Origin of the sequence: Streptomyces sp. NBC_00510 (assembly GCA_036013505.1) — a bacterium.
In the GTDB taxonomy this organism is placed as follows: Bacteria; Actinomycetota; Actinomycetes; order Streptomycetales; family Streptomycetaceae; genus Actinacidiphila.
The window spans coordinates 8,022,479-8,042,737 of sequence record CP107851.1 but is presented as its reverse complement, the minus strand read 5'-3'; the positions used below and the strand labels follow the sequence as shown (position 1 = coordinate 8,042,737).

10 protein-coding genes are annotated in these 20,259 nt (G+C 71.4%); 4 read left to right on the top strand and 6 right to left on the bottom strand.

What is annotated here, in order from left to right:
* Positions 1–13: 13 nt before the first annotated feature.
* The gene (locus OG937_36335) at positions 14–8,371 is read right to left on the bottom strand and encodes a polymorphic toxin-type HINT domain-containing protein (GenBank protein WUD76777.1); all 8,358 of its coding nucleotides are present in this window, start codon (positions 8,369–8,371) and stop codon (positions 14–16) included.
* Between the two features lie 461 nt (positions 8,372–8,832).
* Here OG937_36335 and OG937_36330 point away from each other — a divergent pair, with 461 nt between their 5' ends.
* Positions 8,833–12,792, top strand: coding sequence for a LamG domain-containing protein (locus OG937_36330; GenBank protein ID WUD76776.1), 3,960 nt, complete (start codon positions 8,833–8,835; stop codon positions 12,790–12,792).
* A 70-nt stretch (positions 12,793–12,862) separates the two neighbouring features.
* Here the strand turns inward: OG937_36330 and OG937_36325 are convergent, their stop codons facing one another.
* Complete coding sequence (locus tag OG937_36325) at positions 12,863–13,315, bottom strand: DUF4442 domain-containing protein (protein ID WUD76775.1); 453 nt, start codon at positions 13,313–13,315, stop codon at positions 12,863–12,865.
* A gap of 72 nt (positions 13,316–13,387) precedes the next feature.
* On the opposite strand from OG937_36325, the gene OG937_36320 reads away from it, so the two are divergent.
* Positions 13,388–14,359 carry a hypothetical protein gene (locus OG937_36320; GenBank protein ID WUD76774.1) on the top strand — a complete coding sequence of 324 codons (972 nt, stop codon included), beginning with the start codon at positions 13,388–13,390 and terminating at the stop codon, positions 14,357–14,359.
* A 99-nt stretch (positions 14,360–14,458) separates the two neighbouring features.
* A complete protein-coding gene (locus OG937_36315) occupies positions 14,459–15,805 on the top strand; it encodes an MFS transporter (protein WUD76773.1) in 1,347 nt (448 codons plus the stop codon).
* Here the strand turns inward: OG937_36315 and OG937_36310 are convergent.
* The 4 genes from OG937_36310 to OG937_36295 all read right to left on the bottom strand — a co-directional run bounded on the left by OG937_36310 (position 15,745) and on the right by OG937_36295 (position 19,446).
* Positions 15,745–16,620, bottom strand: coding sequence for a fused MFS/spermidine synthase (locus OG937_36310; GenBank protein WUD76772.1), 876 nt, complete (start codon positions 16,618–16,620; stop codon positions 15,745–15,747). The genes OG937_36315 and OG937_36310 overlap by 61 nt on opposite strands.
* Before the next feature lie 37 nt (positions 16,621–16,657).
* Positions 16,658–17,830 carry an elongation factor Tu gene (gene tuf / locus OG937_36305; GenBank protein ID WUD76771.1) on the bottom strand — a complete coding sequence of 391 codons (1,173 nt, stop codon included), beginning with the start codon at positions 17,828–17,830 and terminating at the stop codon, positions 16,658–16,660.
* Positions 17,831–18,094: 264 nt separating this feature from the next.
* Positions 18,095–18,742 (bottom strand): class I SAM-dependent methyltransferase, encoded by a 648-nt coding sequence (locus OG937_36300; GenBank protein WUD76770.1) that lies wholly within the window; start codon positions 18,740–18,742, stop codon positions 18,095–18,097.
* Positions 18,739–19,446 (bottom strand): DNA alkylation repair protein, encoded by a 708-nt coding sequence (locus tag OG937_36295; GenBank protein ID WUD76769.1) that lies wholly within the window; start codon positions 19,444–19,446, stop codon positions 18,739–18,741. Before OG937_36295 ends, OG937_36300 begins: the two co-directional genes overlap by 4 nt.
* Before the next feature lie 56 nt (positions 19,447–19,502).
* Between OG937_36295 and OG937_36290 the strand changes: the two genes are divergently transcribed.
* Positions 19,503–20,177 carry a TVP38/TMEM64 family protein gene (locus OG937_36290; protein WUD76768.1) on the top strand — a complete coding sequence of 225 codons (675 nt, stop codon included), beginning with the start codon at positions 19,503–19,505 and terminating at the stop codon, positions 20,175–20,177.
* Positions 20,178–20,259 lie beyond the last annotated feature (82 nt).

Sequence of the window (20,259 nt, the reverse complement as noted above, 5' to 3'; positions counted from 1 at the left end):
GACATCCGAATGGTCAGCGAACTCTCGGTTCGAATTCCCCACCAAGGAAGTCGTCAATGAACGTCGCATAGTCCAAGACCTGCTGCCTCGTGGCCGTTGGATTCGCCGAATAGAATCCATTCCACAGAATCCGTATGCGACTCAGATGGAGATCGCTGTTGACGCTGCTTGGAATTCCACGCAGATTTTCAGGAGCGTTCAGCTCATCAATCGTGAAGAGTCCGGGATATTTCTTGAGCGCCTGGCGCTCCACGGCATGATGAACCCAGTACCCATCACTCTCCTTCACGCTCGGATTTGCGTTGAAGAAGTTATCTCGATAGTTCGTGCTGACAGGAGCGCCGCTACCGACGGCGGCGGGCGCCCTGGTCGGGACATCCGGACTGATGGGATCACCGCACGCGTTGTGCACGAGCACGGGAATCGAGCCCACCAGCACGTAGTACGTGTGCAGTTCGCGGACCGTGAGGTTGTACCGGTCGGCCGTACCCGGGGTCACCCTGACCTTGGCGACCAGGACGTGGTGGCCGTCCACCGTGGTGAGGGCGTGGCCGGCCCTGAGTTTGGCCGCGGGAACCCACGTGTGGGTGGTGGCGTCCCAGAAGGGGTGCTCGGAGGTCGTGTGGAGCGTCGCCGTGTGGCGGCGGCCGGTGCGGACCGTGACGTCGACCAGGTCCTTGTCGTGGTGGACGAGGGTCGCGACGACCTCGCGGGGGCCGGCGTGCTTGCCGGTCCGGGCGTTGGCGGCCTCGACCTTGTCACCGGTCCTGATCTTGCCGATCGCCTTGGACTTGCCGCCTGCCATGAGGACGGGCGTGTCCGGCGCGAAGCTGCACTGCGTGGGCGTCTCGGTACCCGAGTTGCCGGTGCTCGGCTTGTCGGATGTGGCGGCGGCCTTCTGTGCGCCCGCAGCCTCGTCCTGGGAGCTGGACTTCTTGGGCTTGGCCGCGTTGGTGCCGGCCGAATCGCTCGCGGATTCCTTGCCGGCGCTCGAGGCGGCCGCGGCGTCGCCGGATCCGCCGGAACTGCCGGTGGCGTCGTGAGGGGCCGGTTCCGCCGCGGCCTTGGGGGCGGCGTCGGTGCCGCCTCCGGCGGGTGGTGACTCGCCTTCCTCCGCGTGGAAGCCTCCCCCTCCGGCGCAGCCCATGGCGGCGCAGTCGCCGCCGAACATTCCGCCGATCATCCCGGCGCCCTCGCCCATCCCGATGATGCAGGCGGGGGCGGCCACCACGGTTCCGGCGCAGGCAGACGCAACCACCGCCACGGCGACGACCACGACCACCACGGTGACGACGACCTCGACCACGGGCAGGGACTTCTTGAAGTAGTGCCCGGCGCATCCCCAGAAGCCGTGGCAGCCCCCGTGGTGCTGCTTCTTCTTGCCGCTCGAGGTGCTGCTGTCCGACTTGCTGATGTTGGCCATGCACTTGGAGTCACAGCCGCCGCCACCGCCGTCGGCCGCTGCCAGCATCAGGCCGCTCGGGTCCGCGCCGCTCGCCGGGTTGTCGCCGGCGTAGGTGTAACCGCCCATCTGGTTGGGGTCGCCCGGTTCGAAGACGGGGTCGGGGGTCAGGAAGCGGCCGAGGAGGGGGTCGTAGTTGCGGGCGCCCAGGAGGTTGAGCCCGGTCGTGGCGTCGGCGGGTTGGCCGAGGAAACCGTGGTTCTCGTCCGGTGCCACCCAGGAGCCGGGCTTGGTACCGCGCGGGTTGCCCCAGGGGTCGTAGGAGCGTCGGCTGACCGCCAGCGTGGAGGCGTCGATCGCGGTGACGGCCGTACCCTGGCCGTTGGCCACCTCGTAGCTGACCGTGCCGCTGCTGGAGCGGGTGACGGTGGTGCCGTCCGGGCCCGTGACGTTCCGCAGTCCGGTCCAGGTCTTGGCGGTGACGTTGAGCGTGATCTGCTCGGCACCGCCGAAGAGGTAGAGGACGCGGGTCTTGTCGGCGCCGTCGACCGCGGAGGTCTGCTCCAGCAGGTCACCTTGGGCGTCGTACAGGTACTTGCTCGTGTTGGAGTGGGTGCCGGACGTCGTGGTGACGGTGGCCGTGCGGCCTTCCGCGTCGTAGGTGAAGGTCTGGCTCTGGCCGGCCGGGATCGCGCCGCCCGCCGCGCCGGCCCAGGTCTGGCCGCTGCCGCCGCAGGCGGCGATGGTCAGCTGGGTGCCGTTGGTGGCGGAGGCCCCCGGGTCGGTCAGGCAGACCGCGCTGTTGGCGTTGCTGACCAGGGTTCCGGTGGTGGTGACCTTCCACTTCTGGGTGGCGTCGGTCTTGCAGGTGTCGATCACCACGAGGGTGCCCGCTGTGGTCGCGTTGCCGACGGTGTCCAGGCACATGCCGAGGACCTTCACCGTTCCGTCCGTGCCGATCGTCCACTTCTGGCTCGTGGATCCGCTGCAGGTGGAGATCTGCACCTTGGTGCCGGCCGTGGTCGACCCGCCCGCGTCGTCGATGCACCGCTTGCCGCCGCCGGAGATGGTGAAGCCGGTGGACAGCGGGCCGGTGGACGTGACCTTCCGGCTGATGGTGTCGCCGGCGTTCACGTTGCCGTAGGCCGGGTCGGCGTACGTGGAGGTGGTGGTCGCGGTGCCGGTGCCCGGGTTGGTGGTGGTCGCGGCGCCCGCCTGGTCGGGCAGGGTGGCGGCGACGGTGCCGTCGGTGCCCGGGTAGGTGATGGCCTGGGTGGTGTCGTTGAGGGCGTTGCCGGTGGTGTCGTGGTTGACCATCCCGACGCGGTCGCCGAGTTGGTCGTAGGTGTAGGTCTGCCAGTAGGGCGCCGGGCCGCCGACGGTCGTGGTCCGGATCGGCGACGCGGTCGTGGTCTGCACCGCGGCGGAGGTGCAGCCGCCGACGGCGCCGACAGGGGCGGTGGCGGGCGTGGTGATGCCCGCGGTGTCCGTCCACGCGGCGGTCAGCCGCTGGAAGGAGTCGTAGGTGAAGCACTGGGTGTCGTGGGAGGTGTCGTTCTGCAGGTCGTCGATCGCCGTGAGTTCGCCGGCCTGGTTGTATCGCAGGTTGACGACGTCCAGGGCGGTAGTGGACGTCTGCAGCATGCTGCTGGTCTGGGTGACCCGCCCGGTGGTGGCGTCGTACTGGGCGAAGGTCGCCAGTTCCTTGCCGACCGGGCCGTAGTTGGCCTGCAGCGGCCGCCCGAAGGCGTCGTGGACCGTGGCGTCGAGATAGGCGGGCGTGTTGGCGCTGTTGATGAACCCGCCGATGCCGTCGAGGTTGCCCTGCTGGGTGTAGCCGTAGTCGATGTCCTCGGCGGGCAGATGGCCGTCCGCCTGGTAGTGGATCGTCGAGAGCAGGCCCACGTTGGGCGTGTAGGCGGAGGTGGAGGTGTAGGTGACCGTGCCGCTGGTCGGAGCGGTGCTCTGGCCGGCGGCCGCGAACCCGTCGGAGGCCGGGACCGTCAGCGTGGTGCCCTGGGGCTGGTAAGCGGTGTTGTAACCCGTGACCGCCTGGGTGTAGGCGCTGCCGGAGGCGCCGCCCACATAGCGCGTGGCGGAGGTCTCGTAACCCTTCTCCAAGGTGTCGTAGATCCGGGAGGCGAGCAGTTTCGACTGGTCCGGAGTGGCGGACCAGGCGGCGGCGTACTCGGCGGTGGGGCGGTTGTCCCAGTCGTAGGTGTAGGAGAGCACCTGGCCGCGCGGGTCGGTGGTCTGCAGCAGGTTGCCCGCCACGTCGTACTTGTCGAACGTGGTGGTGCCGGTGTTCGGATCGGTCTGTGACTTCTTCTGGCCGAGCAGGTTGTAGGTGTACGACCAGGAGTTGCCGGCGTTGTCCTTGATCGAGTCGATCTGGCCCGCAGGGGTGTAGGTGTAGCGCGTGGTGGCGTCGGCGGACGCGACGGCGTTCGCGGTGCCCTGCTTCCACAGCACGGTGGAGCCGTTGGAGGCGACGACCGCGGCGGTGGAGTCGTTGCGCACCTGGAACGTGGCGCCGGTCACGGCCGTCAGGCCCGTGGTCCACAGCTGGGCGGCCGCGGTGCTGTAGACGACCAGGTTGCCGTCCGTGCCGAACCTGGCCCAGGCACCGGTGTTACCGCCGGTGCCGGACGACCAGATCGTCTTGCCCGTCGCGAGGGCGGAGAGCACCAGGTTGCCGTCGGCCTGCATCGCCAGGCGCACGCTGTCCGAGGTCAGTGAGGTCCCCGAGGGGATCACCGAGCCTCCCGTCAGGGTGACGGTGCTGCCGGAGTTCTTCACCACGGTCCTGACCGTCTGGCCGACGGCGTTGGTGAAGGACGCGGTGGAACGCCCGCCGGCCGGCGCCGTGGTGTCGACCTCGTCCGCGCCGGGATAGGCGGTGGAACCGTGCCACTGCTCGACGGCCTGGTGCCACAGGGTCTCCCTGAGCGGGCGGCCCTGACCGTCGTAGGTCGTGGTGGTCTCGGCGGGGATCTGGTTCTCGTTGGCCGCGTACAGCGTGGTGGAGGGGAAGTTGTCCGGCTCGGAGTACGCCGAGTACGACGCGGTCTGCCAGCCGTGCGAGTCGTAGAAGGTGTCCGAGATGACCCGGCCGGAGTTGGAGTCGCCCATGGCGGTGGACTGGGTCTGCCGCGGCTGCAGCATGCCGTCGTAGATCGTGATCGAGGTGGCGTAGGTGCCGTCCTCGCGCAGCGTCCTGGAGGTGACCGTGGACGGCGCACCCGGCTGGGTGATCGTGCCGCCGGGTGCCGGCACGGCGCCCGGGTTGATCGCGTACGCGAAGGTCCGGTCCGCGCTCTGCCCGGCCGCCTTGTCCCGGCCGGGCAGCCACACCGCGGTGCGCCGGCCGAGCGCGTCGTAGGTCATGTCCGTCTTGCGGCCGTTGGCGTCGGTGTTCTGCAGGGGCAGGCCGCGGAGCGCGTCGAGGGTGGACTTGACCTCCCAGCCCTGGCTGTTGACGGAGACCTTGGCCGTGGCGTCGGTGTTGCCGCCGGAACCGCTCCACGCCGGGGTGAAGTCGGTGTGGGTCTTCTGCCCCGTGGCGTCGTAGGCGTCGGTGATCCGGCCGCCTCCGTCGTACTTCATCGCGGAGGTCGTCTGCCAGTTCTCCGTGGTGCCGGTGAAGCCCGTGGCGGTCTGGGTGCCGGTGACCTGGCCGGCCGCGGTGACCTGGCCGAAGGTGCCGAGTGCGGCGGGCGTCCCGTCGCCCGCGTAGTAGATCTTCTTGTCCGTCAGCAGCGTGGTCGCGCCGGGTGCGGTGGCGCATCCTCCGAGCACCGAGGTGACCCGGTCCGCGTAGGACAGCATCATCGTGTTCGACGCGGGCGGGCTCGCGTAGGTGGTGGTGGCGCACTTCTCCTGAGCCGGATCCGTCCCGTCACCGTGGCCGTTGACGGTCGAGACGCGGCCCTGGCCGTCGTACCCGGTGTCGGTCGTGGTGTGACGCCAGGTGCCGTTGGCGAGGAGTTCGTACTCGCGGGAGCTGCTGGTCTTGATCCGGTGCGCGGTGAGCGGGGGGAGGGTGGAGGCCGTCGGCTTGGTCCCGCCAGGGTCGTCCTCCTGGGTCCAGGCCGTCCACGGCGTCCGGTCGGCCGATGCGGTGGTGGTGAAGGTGAACGGGCCATTGATGCTGACGGAGCCGACCGTGCCACCTGCCTCCGTGTACGAGTCGTCCTGCAGCGTGGTGCCGGCCAGTTGGTCGTCGTCGGGCACGCTCAGCACCGTGCTGCCGCCGACCTTGGCGTCCACCGTGACGGAGCGGCGGGTGCCGTCGGCCTTGTAGTCGCCGTTCATGCCCTGCAGATACGTCGTGGTCTGCTGGGTGACGGGCTCGGGAGCCTGGCCGGTCTGCACGGTGACGGTGCGGAAGCCGCGGAACTGGTCCCAGGTGCGGTACTGGTCGTCCGTCAGGTCGGAGTCGTCGCGATGCCAGGCGGGCCCTGCGTAGCTGTAGCGGGAGACCTGGGTCTCCGAACCGGCCGGGTTGTTCCGCGCGTCCGGCTTGTACTGGCCGGCGATCGTCAGGTCGGAGACGGCCACGCTGTTGACCGTGACCTTGTTGAACCAGTCCGGGATCGGCTTGGAGGCCCCGGGGACCGTCCAGTAGACGGGGTAACAGGAATTGGTGTTGCTGTCCGCCTGGGACATCGACAGCGTCCTGCCGGCGCACGGCTCGGCGTTGTACTCGACGGCGATGGACTCGCCGGTCTCCGTCTGGATGGAGGAGATGCGGGGCCGGTACAGCGGCGGAGCGGACGGGGAGTCGTCGTCGACCCGGTTGTCGATCTCGGTTCCGGTGAACGACACCTGATTCAGCGCGATGTCGCTGTTGCCGTTGCCGTACGTGTCCTTGCCGGTGTGGCGGACCGACTGCAGCCACATGACGGCCTGCAGCATTCCGGCGTCCTTGGGATCCACCGTGGTGCCGGTGACCGGGTCGACGGTACCGCCCGCGTCGGAGTAGACCTGGCCGAGCTGGTACGTGTCGACCGCGGTGAGCTGGTCGGTCGCCTTCACGTGGACCTTGGTGGTGATGGAGTCCAGTCGCGTGGTGGTCCAGAAGCTGGGCCCCGCGGTGATGCACACGTCGTCGGGGACGTCGGTCGCCCCGTCGGGGAGTTTCGTGGAGTCCGTCGAGTCGCAGTGCAGGTCCCACGGCACGTCCGGCCAGTGGGTCGCCGTGTTGTCCTTGAGGTTCGAGGCCGAGCAGTCGGTGAAGGTGGAAGTGGTCTGGCACCGCTGCGCCAGGCCGAAGTCGACCTGGGCCGCAGCGGTCCGGCCCGCCTGCTCGTCGGACAGGGTGTAGCCGTACGAGATCAGCGTCAGCGCGCCGCCGCGGGTGTAGGCGGTCAGGGTGCCGGTGTCGCCGTCGGCGGCCTGGCCGCCGCCGAGGTCGTAGTAGTTGCTCTCCGTGGTGTAGTCGTAACGTTGTACGAATCCGGTCGGCGAGACCACGAAGTCGAGGTTCCAGCGCCAGCCCTCGGGCTTGTCGCACGTGGAGGCCTTGCCCTTGGCGCTGTCGTGGCAGGGATCCGAGGAGCGCGGATGCAGCACGGGCACGCCCCAGGCGGAGTGCGTGGAGGGGTCGCCGGGGTTCGAGGGCATGGTGGCGCCGGTGCCCGGGCCGCTCGGCGAGTGGTCCGCGCCGAAGTAGGCCGCGGTGCCGTCGGCGGTCAGGACCCGGTAGTAGACGCCGTCCTGGAGGCCGTTCGCGGCGCCGGACAGTTCCTGGACGAGGGTGCCGTCGTCGCCCTGCAGCCTCCACTGCTTGAGCTCACCGGGCACGCTCGGGTCCGCCCCGTCCGGCACGAGCACACCGGAGTGGGCGCCGAAGGACAGCGTGGCGTTGTCCCCGCCCCAGCACTCGTCCCCCGATCCCTTGAGGATCTTGTCGCCGTCGGAGTCGAGGAGCGAACCGCAGGCGCGGTAGCCGCGCTCCACGTATCCGACCTGGTAACTCCAGCCGTCACCGACCCAGGACGCCTGGGAGTTGCGGGCGGAGGTCTCGCCGTCGACGGACTGCGAGTCGTAGCTGAGGCCGACCGACGGCGCGTTGCCGCCGATCGCGGCGGGCACGGAGATCGGGTAGGCGTAGGTGAAGGAGCCGGTGGCCGAGGCCTGCCAGGTGCCGGCTCCCGACAGTGTGGTGGCCGCGTAGTCACCCTGGGAACCGGAGTTGCCCGAGGTGACGGCGAGCGCCGTGGTGCCGGTGTCCGCGGCCATCGGCGCGGTGTGCGCCGACATGGTCCTCGGCCCGTCCGCGTCCCCGTCCGCGTCCCCGTCCGTCTCGTCTTCCGGTTCGTCGGCGGGCGCGGAACCCAGGGTGACGGTGGCCGTCAGCTGCTCGGCGCCGGCGCGGTTGGTGAACCGCAGGGGGGTGCGCTTCCGGCACGCGGGGAGCGAGGGCGTGGTGAGCGCGCAGGCAGGCAGCTGCACCAACTGCAGCCGTGAACCGAAGCCTCCGCCGTAGGCCCTGGCTATTCCCGCGTAGTCGACGACCACGCGCACCCGGCTGCGTGCGGCGGTCGCACGGGACGGGGTGATGCCCAGCAGCATGCCGTTGGCCCCGGCCCGGAGGGTCTGCGTGTGCGAGGCGGTGCGCACGCGGACTTCGCCGGTACCCTCCCCCTCGCCCGCGGACGCCACCCAGACGGGGAGTTCGCCCGCCTTGACGGGCTTCGCCGCGGAGTGGGAGTCGAGCACGACCGTGGCGGTACCGGGCTTCGGCCACACCGGCGGCTGCGCCCGGTAGTTCCCGAGCGCCTTGTACCCACGGGGCTGACCGGCCACCTTCGCGTGCAGCCCGTGCCCTCCCACAGCCGGGACGTCCGCGACGGCCTTCGGGTTCCACACCGAACCCTCGAAGTGGAACCCGCCGTGCCGGCCGAACGCGTCATCGGTGTGGAGGGGAAAGAATCCGGGGGTGCCCAGACCGGTGGCGATCGTCACGGGAAGAAGCAGCGCGAAAAGGGCAACCGGAATTGTCCAGAGACCCAGCTTGCCGAGGAATGTCCGGTGCCACACACCAGCAAACCAGCGCCGTCTGCCACTCACGGGCAACCCCCCGGGAAAACGGTCCTGATGGACCGTCATGTCTTTGGATCACACGTGCGAGTGATCGACCGGAGGGTATGGGGGGCCATGATCGCGTCTCAATGCCCTTTGCGATCTCGTTGAACAGACCGTGCATCAACTTTGAGGTTCATGTGTATTTTCTGTACGCAAATGATCACTGCCGCGCGGCAACCGGGCTTCCCCCGGCATTGCATGCACTGCCCGACAAAGCCGACCAGGCACGGAACGAGCACAGAGCGCCGTCCGTCATGTCCGCGACCCGAAGGAAGTCCCGTTACGTGTTGAGCCCATCGATCCGCATACGTCACAGACGCGTTGCCCGTCGCCGTCTCACGATGTTCGCCACCGCACTCACCCTCCTGGCCGCCCTTCCCGCGTTGCCCGCGGCCGCTGCCGCTTCCCCCACCCCGGCCGACCCGCTGCTCGCCGCGCGGGGACAGGCCGTGTCCACCGGAAAGCCCGTCGTGGTGGACGCGCTCACCACGGAGACCTCCACCACCGAGGCGCTGCCGGACGGCACCTTCGTCAACACGACCAGCCCTCTGCCGACCCGGGTGCGCAAGGACGGTGCCTGGACCCCGGTGGACGCCACCCTGATCGCCGACGGCGACGGCGGGTACGCGCCCAAGGCCACCCCGAACGCGGTGACGCTCTCCGGCGGCGGCAACGGCCCGCTGGTCACCCTCACCCACGCCGACGGCCCCGGCATGACCCTGACCCTGCCCTTCACCCTGCCCGCGCCGAGGGTCAGCGGCGACACCGCCCTCTACCCCTCCGTGCTGCCCGGCGTCGATCTGTCGGTGTCCGTGACCGACCAGGGCGGCTTCAGCGACATCCTGATCGTCCACAACGCGGCCGCCGCGGCCGATCCGCAACTCAGGAAGCTCACCCTGGCCGCCGACACCCGCGGCCTCACCCTGGCCACCACCGACGCGGGCGACGTGCGGGCCACCGCCGCCGACGGCGACCTGGTGTACACCAGCCCGCAGCCGCTGATGTGGGACTCCGGGACCACCCCGGTGATGCTGCAGGAACTCGGCAGTGCGCCGGACCCGGCAGCGGGCCTGACGTCCTCCGTCGAGGGACCCGGCGCGGGCGCCACCACCGAGCCGGTCGCCGTGGCCGTCGGCAGCGACACCCTGACGCTGACCCCTGACGCGGGCGTGCTCACCGGCCCCGGCACCACGTATCCGGTGTTCATCGACCCCTACACCAATCCGGTCTCCTCCACCGCGGGCCACTACACCGAGGTCTACTCCAGTTCGACCTGCGAGAACTCCCCGCAGTACGACAAGGCGCAGACCAACGGCCAGGGCGTCGGGTACCAGCGCTGGGGCGGTGCCTGCGGTGTCGGCCTGGAGCGCTCGTACTGGGCGATCAACACCGGTGGACTCCACCCTGCGTTCGTCGTCGACAGCGCCTCCGTCAAGATCTCCACCACCTATGCCGCGAGTTGGTCCTGCAGCCAGAACCAGCCGGTCACGCTGCACACGACGAACGCGATCAGCTCCAGCACCGACTGGCTGTCCAGGCCCGGCGCCCACGACACCGCGTTCCCACCGGTGACCGACACCGTGCCCAGCGGCGCCAATTCCAGCAGTTCGTGCAGCAACAGCACCGCGACCTTCAACGTCACCGCCGCGGTCCAGAAGATCGCCGACCAGGACGGCGACGGCTACGACGCGGACGGCACCTTCGGCGCCGCCTCCAACACCTGGACGATCGGCCTGTACGGGAACGAGTCGCAGACTTCGGGCAACGACGACTACCTGCGGATGTCGACCACGCTGACCCTCACCACCAAGTTCGACATACCGCCGGACGTGCCCGACAACCTGCACATGACCCCGGCCGCCACCGGCGCCTCGGCACCCTGCACGACCAGCGGTGTGGGCTGGATCGGCGCCACCACGTACTCCGACGCCGGCAGCAACATCACGCTGCACTCCACCGTCGCCACCCAGATGTCCGGCGAGCACGTCAAGGCGCACTACTACGTCTGGGACCGCACCATCGACCCTGACGGGGACGGGAACGGCGCCGCCGTCTCCACTCCGGACAGCTCCTTCCTCGCCTCCGGAGCGGATGCTCCGATGGGCATCGGCGCCACCCTCAAGGACGGTCACCAGTACGGCTGGGACGTCTACGCCGAGGACGACTCGAGCCAAGGACTCACGTCCGCCAAGTCGGAGCACTGCTGGTTCACCACCGACTTCACCGCCCCGCAGAGCCCGGACGTGACCACCAACCCGTCCTTCCCTCCGGTGGGATCCGGGCCCGTGGACGCCGACAAGGTCGTCTACGCCGGTGTCGGGAAGACCACCGACTTCACCGTGGCCGCCGCGGACAACGCCGCCGCGGACACCACCTGCGACCCGGGTCCCTGCAGGTCCAGCGGAATGGACCACTTCCTGTGGCAGCTGGACTCGGCGCCCACCGCGGCCGACGGCACCAGCGCCGGCATCACCGGCACGGACGCGCAGGGACGGTCCACCGGCAAGGTGACGGTGCCGATCACGGACTGGGGCGTGCACACCCTGTACGTGGCGGCCGTCGACAAGGCGGGCAACATCTCCACCAACGTCTCGGGTTACACCTACACCGTCCCCTGGAACCCGGCGACCAAGATCAAGCCGGGTGACATCTCCGGGGACGGCGTGCCCGACCTGCTCGCCACCACCAAGACCGGCGACCTCAACATGATCCCGGGCAACCTCGACCCCGCGCAGAACACCGGCGCCGTCCAGAGCGGGCCCGTCACCGGCACGCCGCCACCGGTCACCGGCCCGGTCACCGTGGCCACCGCCGCCGATTCACCCGACCACACCGGTTGGAACAACTACCTCATCGCCCACCGGGGCAACCTCCACGGCTCGGATGTCGACGACCTCTTCGCCTACAACAAGGTGAGCAAGCAGCTCTACGTCGTCAAGAACGACCTCGACCCGGTCGACGACGCCTCGTTCCCGAGGATTCCCTACTCCACGTTCGGCGGCTTCATCGGCGAGAGGTTCGACGTCGTCACCAAGGACGCATGCGCGCCGTCCGACGTCGTCGCGGACGACACGCGCTGCCGTGGCACCGACTACAACAGCCAGAGCTGGAACGTCAGCCAACTCATCACCCCGGGCAACGTCTTCGGCAACAGCTACGACTATTCCGCCGTCATCACCGTCGAGAACAAGGAGCTGTGGATCTACCAGTCCGACGGCGGCTACCACCTGAAGAACCCGCTCCTGCTGGGCGACGGCGACTGGACCGGACAGACCCTGATCGCCGCGGGGACCTTCAAGGGCAGTCCCGTCCTGTGGTCCCGTGACAACACCACCGGAGCCCTGTACAGCTACCCGCTCGCCGTGGACGGCGACACCCTGGTACCTGCCCTGCTCCATCCCACGGTCCACACCGCTCTCGGGCTCACCCTCGCCCCGGCGGCCTTCCCGGTCGTGGCTTCTCCGGGAGACGTCAACAGCCCGGTCGCGACCGGCACGAACGGCGGAGGACCGGACGGGATTCCCGACCTCTACACCGTCGACACGTCGGGTCAGCTCATCGAGTACAACTACCGCCAGAGCCCCGTCCTGACCTCACCGCCCACCTACTCCTTCGCCGCCCCGGTCCCGCTGGGTTCCGTGACCGACACCGCGAGCCACTGGTGGAAGCTCGCGGAAGGTACCGGCGGCACGACGGCCGACAGCACCGGCACCCTGGGTACCACTCTGACCGGTGCGTACAACTGGACCACCGACGCCGCCCGCGGCAAGGTGCTCAACCTCAGCGGTACCACGGGTTACGGTGCGGCGTCCGGACCTGCCGTGGACACGTCGAAGAGCTTCACCGTCTCCGCCTGGGTCAAGCTCAATTCGGCCTCCGCCAACAGCACGTTCGTCTCACAGAGCGGCACCATCAACAACGGTTTCCAGCTCTACTACTCCTCCGGCGCCCAAGCCTGGGCCTTCGGACGGTGGAGCACCGACACCACCGGCGCAGTCTGGCGAGCCGCCTACGGCAGCAAGCCGGTCACCGGACAGTGGACCTACCTGGTCGGCGTCTACGACTCCACCGCCAAGGAAGTCCGTCTGTACGTCAACGGCAGGCTCTCGGCGACCAGGGACTGGACCTACGCCCCCTGGAACGCCACCGGCCCGCTCCAGATCGGCCGCAAGATCGCCGCCGGCACCTACGCGGAATACACCAACGCGGCGCTCAGCAGCATCCGTGTCTACCCCACGGCGCTGCCTCCCGCTGACGCCGCCGGCACCGGTGACAGCCCCAAGGTCGTCCAGCTCGACTGAGAGCCTCGGCCGCACCGCCTCCAGGACCCGTTCCGGCCCCACCGCCGGGACGGGTCCTCCCGCGACAGCGTCAGTTGTCGGGGCGCAGGGTCCACACGATGGTCATCTCGCCCGTGACGGCGCCGTCCTCGCGCGCGAGGGCGACGGTGACGGGGAACTCCGGGCGTTCGCCCTTGTCGAGGTCGGCGATGACGTCGGCGGCGGGGCGGCCGAGCTGGGCGGTGGCGGTGACCGGGCCCATGGCGAGCTTCTTGTAGCCGATCTCGGCGCGGACGGCGAGGGGGACGGCGCGGGAGAGCTGGTCGGCGAAGGCGGCCAGGACGACGGCGCCGCTGGCGGTCTCGGCGAGGGTGAACATCGCGCCGGCGTGGGGGCCGCCGACGTGGTTGTGGTAGGCGGGCTGGTCGGGGAGGCGGACCACGGCGCGCTCGGCGGTGGTCTCCAGGAACTCGATGCTGAGGGTGGCGGCCATCGGCACGGTGGCCGCCATGAGCTCGCCTATCTGGGGCTGGTTCTCGGACATGGCCGGATGTTACCAGCAAGTAATCAGCACTTCCGTGGAACCGCGGCCGCTCAACCCCTAGTGTTTCCAGCCATGTGGCCAGGACAGCAGCAGCCGGGGGAACCGCAGTATCCGCAGCAGCCCCCACAGAACCAGCCCCAGTGGGGGCAGCAGCAGCCCGCCCCGTACCAGCCGCAGCAGCACCCGGCCTACCAGCAGCCTCCGCAGATGTGGGGGCCGCCGCCGGGGCCGAGTGGGCCGAAGCCGCCCGGGGGGCGGCGGGGCGCGGTGGTCGCGGTGTCGGTGGTGGCCGCGGTCGCGGTGGTCGCCGCCGGTGTCCTGGTCGCCGTGAAGCTCACCGGCGACGACAAGAGCCCGCAGGCCGGCCCGTCCGGCAGCGGCTCGCCGGTCGCCTCGGAAAGCGCCCCGGACTCCCCCGCCCCCACGCCCTCCACGTCCGGGAGCGAGGAGGGTGAGCAGGGCCCCGGCCCGGACGACGCCCGCGGCAACCCCGGTGAGGACACGATCAAGCCCGTGGTGCCCGACTGGCAGACCGTCGTGCGCAGTGACATGGGCGTCGCCTACGACGTCCCCAAGGGCTGGACGGTCAAGCCGCAGGGCCTGCTCATCGGCTACGAGTGGGACGACAACCGCGTCGTCACCGGGGGCGCCGCCGTCCTCGACGAGAAGTGGTGCGGCACCGACGAGCGCGGTCTGGCGGGCGTGAAGGGCGGCAAGGGCGCCAAGAGCCTGAAGTCCGAGGCCGCCAACGAGGCCTACAACTGGGCGTACGGCAAGTACAACAAGGAGGGCCGCACCAAGCTCACCGAGGCCGCCCCCCGCGCCTACACCAACGCCCAGGGCGTGCCCGGCTGGATCGCCTCCACGCGCGCGACCGGGATGAAGGGCTCGTGCGCGGCCGACGGCACCTCGTACAGCTTCACCTTCCTCGGCAAGGACAAGGAGGTCCGCTCCTGGCTGCTGGTCGTGGACAGCGGCTACGCGGGCGCGGTCGACGCCGGGACGGTGGCCAAGGTCCGCGACAGCGTCCGGCTGGTCGGCTGAGGCCGAGGCCGTAGCCCGATCCGGCCGGCTCGGGCTACGGCCCGGCCGTCGGCCGGAAATGGGTTTGCCAAAGACCGGCCCAGCGACGATAGTCCCCGGGTGAAACGCCACGTCTCCCACCGGCCGCGCTTCCCGGACTGGGCCGGCCGCAACTTCCGGCTCCTCGCCGCCTCCGCCTTCGTGACCGGGCTCGGCGCCTCGGGCGCCGTCGTCGCGTCGGCGTTCGCGGTCCTGCAGGCGGGCGGCGGCGGTACGGAGATCGGGCTGGTCGCCGCAGCGCGGACGGTGCCCCTGGTCGTCTTCCTGCTCATCGGTGGCGCGGTCGCGGACCGGCTGCCGCGGCACCGGGTCATGGTCGCCGCCAACTGCCTGAACACGGTCTCGCAGGGCCTGTTCGCGGTCCTGGTGCTGACCGGCCGGGCCGAGATCTGGCACATGGCCGTGCTGTCCGCGCTGGGCGGCACCGGGCAGGCCTTCTTCGCCCCCGCCAACGAGGGGATGCTGCTCTCGACCGTCGACTCCGCCCACGCGGGCCGCGCCTTCGCGGTGTTCCGGCTCGGCGTCAACGGGGCGAACGTCGGCGGCGCCGCGCTCGCCGGGGCGCTGGTCGCCCTCGCCGGACCGGGCTGGGTCCTCGCGGTGGACGCGACGTGCTTCGCGGTCGCGGCGGGGCTGCGCGCGCTGCTGCGGGTGTCCCCGGCGACGCTGCGCGACCGCGCGGAGCGGCGCGCGGGCGGTCTGCGCGGCGGTCTGCTGGGCGATCTGCGCGACGGCTGGCGGGAGTTCGTCTCACGGCGCTGGCTGTGGGGCATCGTGGTGCAGTTCTCGGTCGTCAACGCCGTGATCACGGCCGCCGACGCGGTGTACGGGCCGCTCGTCGCCCGGGAGCACCTCGGCGGTGCCGGGCCGTGGGGCGCGGCGCTGGCCGCGTTCGGCGTCGGGAACCTGCTGGGCGGGCTGCTGATGCTCCGCTGGCGGCCGCGCCGCATCCTGCTCGCCGGAGTGCTCTGCGTCTTCCCGTTCTCGCTGCCCGCCGCCGCGCTGGCCCTGGCGCTCCCGGTGCCGCTGCTGGCCTGCGCGATGCTCGTCGCCGGCCTGTCGATCGAGGTGTTCGGCGTGGCCTGGATGATGGCGCTGCACCAGGAGATCCCCGAGGACAAGCTCTCCCGCGTCGCGGCCTACGACTGGTTCGGCTCGGTCTCCATGATGCCGATCGGCACGGCGCTGGCGGGCCCGGCCGCGGACGCCTTCGGCCTGAACGGGGCGCTGTGGGGCTGCGCGGGGCTGACGGTGCTGCTCACGGGCGCGGTGCTCACCCTCCCCGAGGTGCGGCGGCTGCGGCGCGTGGACGACCCCGCGGGCGGGCGGACGGTCGCGCGGGGCGGTCAGCCGACGCCGAAGGAACCGTCGGGCGGGATCGGCGAGGGCACCGCGTCCTTGTCGTAGACCGGCCGCGCCCCCCGTCCGAACACCTCCAGCGCGTCGCCGTCCACCACACGGGCGGGGAAGACGTCGGACGCGGTACGCCGCGCGATCCGGTCCACCGGCAGCGGGGCGCTGCTCGCGGCCAGCACGGCGTTGCCGAAACGGCGGCCCCGCAGCACCCCGGGCTCGGCGATCAGGCACACCTGGCCGAACAGCTCGCGCAGGCCCGCGATCTGCGGCCGCAGGAAGTCGAAGGGCGCCGAGTCGGCGAGATTCGCCAGGTACACCCCGCCGGGACGCAGCACCCGGGCCGCCTCGGTGACGAACTCGTACGAGGTCAGGTGCGCCGGCACCCGCGAACCGCCGAAGACGTCCGCCACGACGACGTCCGCCGACGCCTCCGGGGCGGCCTCGAGCCAGGCACGGGCGTCGTCCGTCGTGATCGCCACGCCGTCGCCGCCGCGCCCGAGCGGGAGGCGGACGGCGACCAGCGCGGCGAGCGCCCGGTCGGCCTCCACGACCCGCTGCCGCGAACCGGGCCGCGTCGCGGCGGTGTAGCGGGGCAGCGTCAGGGCGCCGCCGCCCAGGTGGACGACGTCCAGCGGCGCGCCCTCGGGCGCGGCCTCGTCCAGCACGTGGGCGAGGCGCCGCGCGTACTCGAACTCCAGGTAGGTGGGATCGTCCAGGTCCACGTACGACTGAGGGGCCCCGTCGACCGTGAGCAGCCAGCCCGCGGGCCGGTCCACGTCCGGCAGCAGCCTGGCCGCGCCGAAGTCCACGTCCTGGGTCACGGGTATGCGTCCGTCGTCCTCCACTCCGCAATTGTCCCAGCACACCAGGGGGCCCGGGGGCGGAACCCCCGGCCCCCCGCGCTCACTCGGCGAGCGCCGTGACGGTGCCCGCGCCGACGGTGCGGCCACCCTCACGGATCGCGAAGCCGAGCCCCGGCTCCAGCGGCACCGGCCGGCCCAGCTCGACCGTCATCTCGACGGTCGCCCCCGGCAGGGCCGCCCCCACCTCGCCCAGGTCCACGTCGCCGACGACGTCGGCGGTGCGGACGTAGAACTGCGGCCGGTAGCCGCTGGCGATCCCGGTGCGCCGCCCGCCCTCGGCGGCCGGCAGCAGGTAGACCCGCGCCCGGAACCGGCGGCTCGGCGTGACACTGCCAGGCGCGGCCACCACGTGGCCCCGCCGGACCACGTCCCGTGCCACACCACGCAGCAGCAGCGCCACGTTGTCGCCGGCCTGGGCCTCGTCCATCGGCTTGCCGAAGGTCTCCAGACCGGTCACCACGCTCGCCGTCTCCGCGCCGAGCACCTCCACGCGGTCGCCGACCCGCACCGTGCCCCGCTCCACGGCGCCGGTGACGACCGTGCCGCGTCCGGTGATGGTCAGCACGTTCTCCACCGGCAGCAGGAAGGGCGCGTCGGTGTAGCGGTGCGGCATCGGCACGTGGGTGTCGACCGCGTCGAGCAGCGCCTCGATCGCCGACGTCCACCGCGGGTCGCCCTCCAGCGCCCGCAGGCCCGACACCCGGACGACGGGCAGCGTGTCGCCCGGGTACCCCTGGGCGGACAGCAGCTCGCGCACCTCCAGCTCGACCAGGTCGGTGAGTTCGGGGTCGCCGGCGTCGGCCTTGTTGAGCGCCACCACGATGTGCTCCACGCCGACCTGGCGGGCGAGCAGCACGTGCTCGGCGGTCTGCGGCATGACGCCGTCGAGGGCGGAGACGACGAGGATCGCCCCGTCGAGCTGGGCCGCGCCGGTGATCATGTTCTTCACGTAGTCGGCGTGACCGGGCATGTCGACGTGCGCGTAGTGCCGGGTGTCCGTCTCGTACTCGACGTGCGCGATGGTGATCGTGATCCCCCGCGCGGCCTCCTCCGGGGCCTTGTCGATCCGGTCGAACGGCACGAACGCGGCGGAGCCGCGGGCGCTGAGCACCTTCGTGATGGCGGCGGTCAGCGTGGTCTTGCCGTGGTCGACGTGACCCATGGTCCCGATGTTGAGGTGCGGCTTGGTGCGCACGTACGCCTGCTTGGGCATGTTGCTTCCTCGGTAAGTCGATTCATCGCCTCGCGTGCGGGACCCCTGGACCGTGCCGACCCTCCCCCTGCGGGGTCCGCCGGACTGTCCGGGAAGGGTCAGGTTCGGGCGCCGCCGAACGCGTTGGCCGAGAAAGCCTGTGCCGGGGCAGCCTGCAGCGCGTCCGCGACTGCGGACGTATCTGCGCTGAAGGCGTACCGGGACATGCCGTCGATGATCGGGTACGGCACGGCCGTCGGTCGAACTATTTTCCGGCGGGCCGCCTCACGCCCCGCTGACGCGGGCGAGGACGTAGGCGCGCCGGGTCTCCGTCTCCTGCGGGTAGGGGGCCCGCTCCAGCCGCGCCTCCACCTCGAACCCGGCGTCGGTCAGCGCCTCGGTGACCGTCCCGGGGTCGTGGAAGTGGAAGTCGACGTCGACCTCGTGCCCCCACCACTGCGTCACGTGCCGGATCTCCGTCCCGACGTGGAAGGCCACGAGCACCCGCCCGGACGGACGCAGCACGCGCCGCATCTCGCCGAACGCCGCCCGCAGTTCACCGGGCGTCAGGTGGACCACCGCGTAGAGCGCCACCAGCGCCCCGAACTCGCCGTCCGCCGCAGGGAGGCGGAGCAAGTCGCCCTCACGGAACTCGGCCCCGGGGTGCTCGCGGCGGGCGAGCGCGACCATTCCCGGCGACAGGTCGATGCCCACGGTCCGCGCCCCGCGCTCCGCGAGCCACGCCGTGACGTGGCCGGGGCCGCACCCCAGGTCCGCCACGGGCGCGCCGTCCGCGCTCTGCTCGGCGAGGGCCGCCAGCAGGGCCCGGTCCAGCGGCTTGTACGCCAACTCGGTCCCGATGCGCTCCCGGTACTCCTCGGCCACGGTGTCGTAGCTGCGGCGCACCCGGCCGCGTCCGTCGGTCCCGCTCACAGGTGCTTCCCCGCCTCTCGTACCGACAGCGGCGACAGCCGCTCCCCCGCCTCCGCGAGGAACGCCCGCACGGCGCCGGGATCGGTGCGGGCGTACTCGCGCAGTGCCCAGCCGATCGCCTTGCGGACGAAGAAGTCCCGGTGGTCCGCCTGACGCAGGCAGTAGCGGAACAGCCGGCCGGGGTCGGTGTCCGCCTTGTACGTCAACTGGTGCAGCAGCGCGGTGCGGGCGAGCCAGAGGTCCTCGCCGGCGATCCACTCGTCCATCACGTCCACCAGGGCGGGGTCGGCGGCCACGAGCCGTCCGACGACGTGCGCGGCGAGCAGGTCGACGGTGTCCCACCACGGCTCCGTCGTGATCAGGTGCCGGGCCGTGCCGAGGAAGTCCGAGGAGCAGCGCCCCACGTGACGACGCAGGTAGTCCACGGCGAAGTAGCGGTACTCCCGTTCGGGGAGCGCCCAGCAACGCAGGCCGACGGCCGTGCAGTCGGCCTCGCCCGGGCGCGGCGTGCCCGCGAGCACGGCGCGGGACAGGGTACGCCGGGCCGGCGTGGCGATACCGAGGAACGGGAACGCGTCCCGCATGTACGCCGCCGCCGAGGCGGCCCGCACCGGGTCGGCGGCGGCACCGTACGCCGAGGTCAGCCGGGGCAGCACGAGATCGGCGAGGGCGCTGTCCGGCAGGACCGGGGCGGGAGGGGCCATGGCCCTACGGTACGCGGCGGCACCGGAGCGACATCCTCCTCCGCTAGGCTCGCGGGATGTCCGAGGTCACCGTCCTCTCCCGACCGCGCTCGCGACCGGCGTCGTGGGCCCGGCTGGCGCTGCTGGTCGTCCTCCTGTCCGGGGCCGCGGCCTCGGTGCTGGTGTGGGAGCCCCAGCGGCTGCTCGCGCACGGCTGGCCCGCGCAACTCACCGGCGCCGCGGCCGTGGTGCTCTTCGCCGCGGGCTACGGGCTCTGCGCCCTCGCCTTCGTACCGCGCCCCCTGCTCAACATCGGCGCGGGAGCGCTCTTCGGTGCCCAGGCCGGACTGCCCGCGGCCCTCGCCGGCACGGTGCTCGGCGCCGGCCTCGCCTTCGTCCTCGGCCGCCTCCTCGGGCGGGACGCGCTGCGCCCGCTGCTCCGCGGCCGGGTGCTGCTCGCCGCGGACCGCCAGCTCAGCGAGCACGGCTTCCGCACGATGCTGGCGATGCGGCTCTTCCCCGGGGTGCCGTTCGCGGCGGCCAACTACAGCGCGGCGGTCTCGCGGATGCGCCTCGCGCCCTTCCTGCTGGCCACGGCGCTGGGCAGCGTGCCCAACACGGCGGCCTACGTCATCGCCGGCAGCCGCGCCGCGACACCGACGTCGCCGGCCTTCCTCGTCGCGATGGGCTTCATCGCGGTCACCGGCCTCGCCGCCGTCGTCGTCGCCGCCCGCAGCCGCCGCAAGCGCTGACCCTCCGGGGGGCGCGGCACGCGACTGCGCCACCGCACGGCGCGGATCCGTCGTCGGCGAGGGGACCGGCCGGGGGCCGCAG

Coding starts and splice junctions, on each gene's coding strand:
- OG937_36330 (WUD76776.1), top strand. CDS start 8,833: ATGTTCGCCACCGCACTCACCCTCCTGGCCGCCCTTCCCGCGTTGCCC.
- OG937_36325 (WUD76775.1), bottom strand. CDS start 13,315: ATGTCCGAGAACCAGCCCCAGATAGGCGAGCTCATGGCGGCCACCGTG.
- OG937_36320 (WUD76774.1), top strand. CDS start 13,388: ATGTGGCCAGGACAGCAGCAGCCGGGGGAACCGCAGTATCCGCAGCAG.
- tuf (WUD76771.1), bottom strand. CDS start 17,830: ATGCCCAAGCAGGCGTACGTGCGCACCAAGCCGCACCTCAACATCGGG.
- OG937_36295 (WUD76769.1), bottom strand. CDS start 19,446: ATGGCCCCTCCCGCCCCGGTCCTGCCGGACAGCGCCCTCGCCGATCTC.
- OG937_36290 (WUD76768.1), top strand. CDS start 19,503: ATGTCCGAGGTCACCGTCCTCTCCCGACCGCGCTCGCGACCGGCGTCG.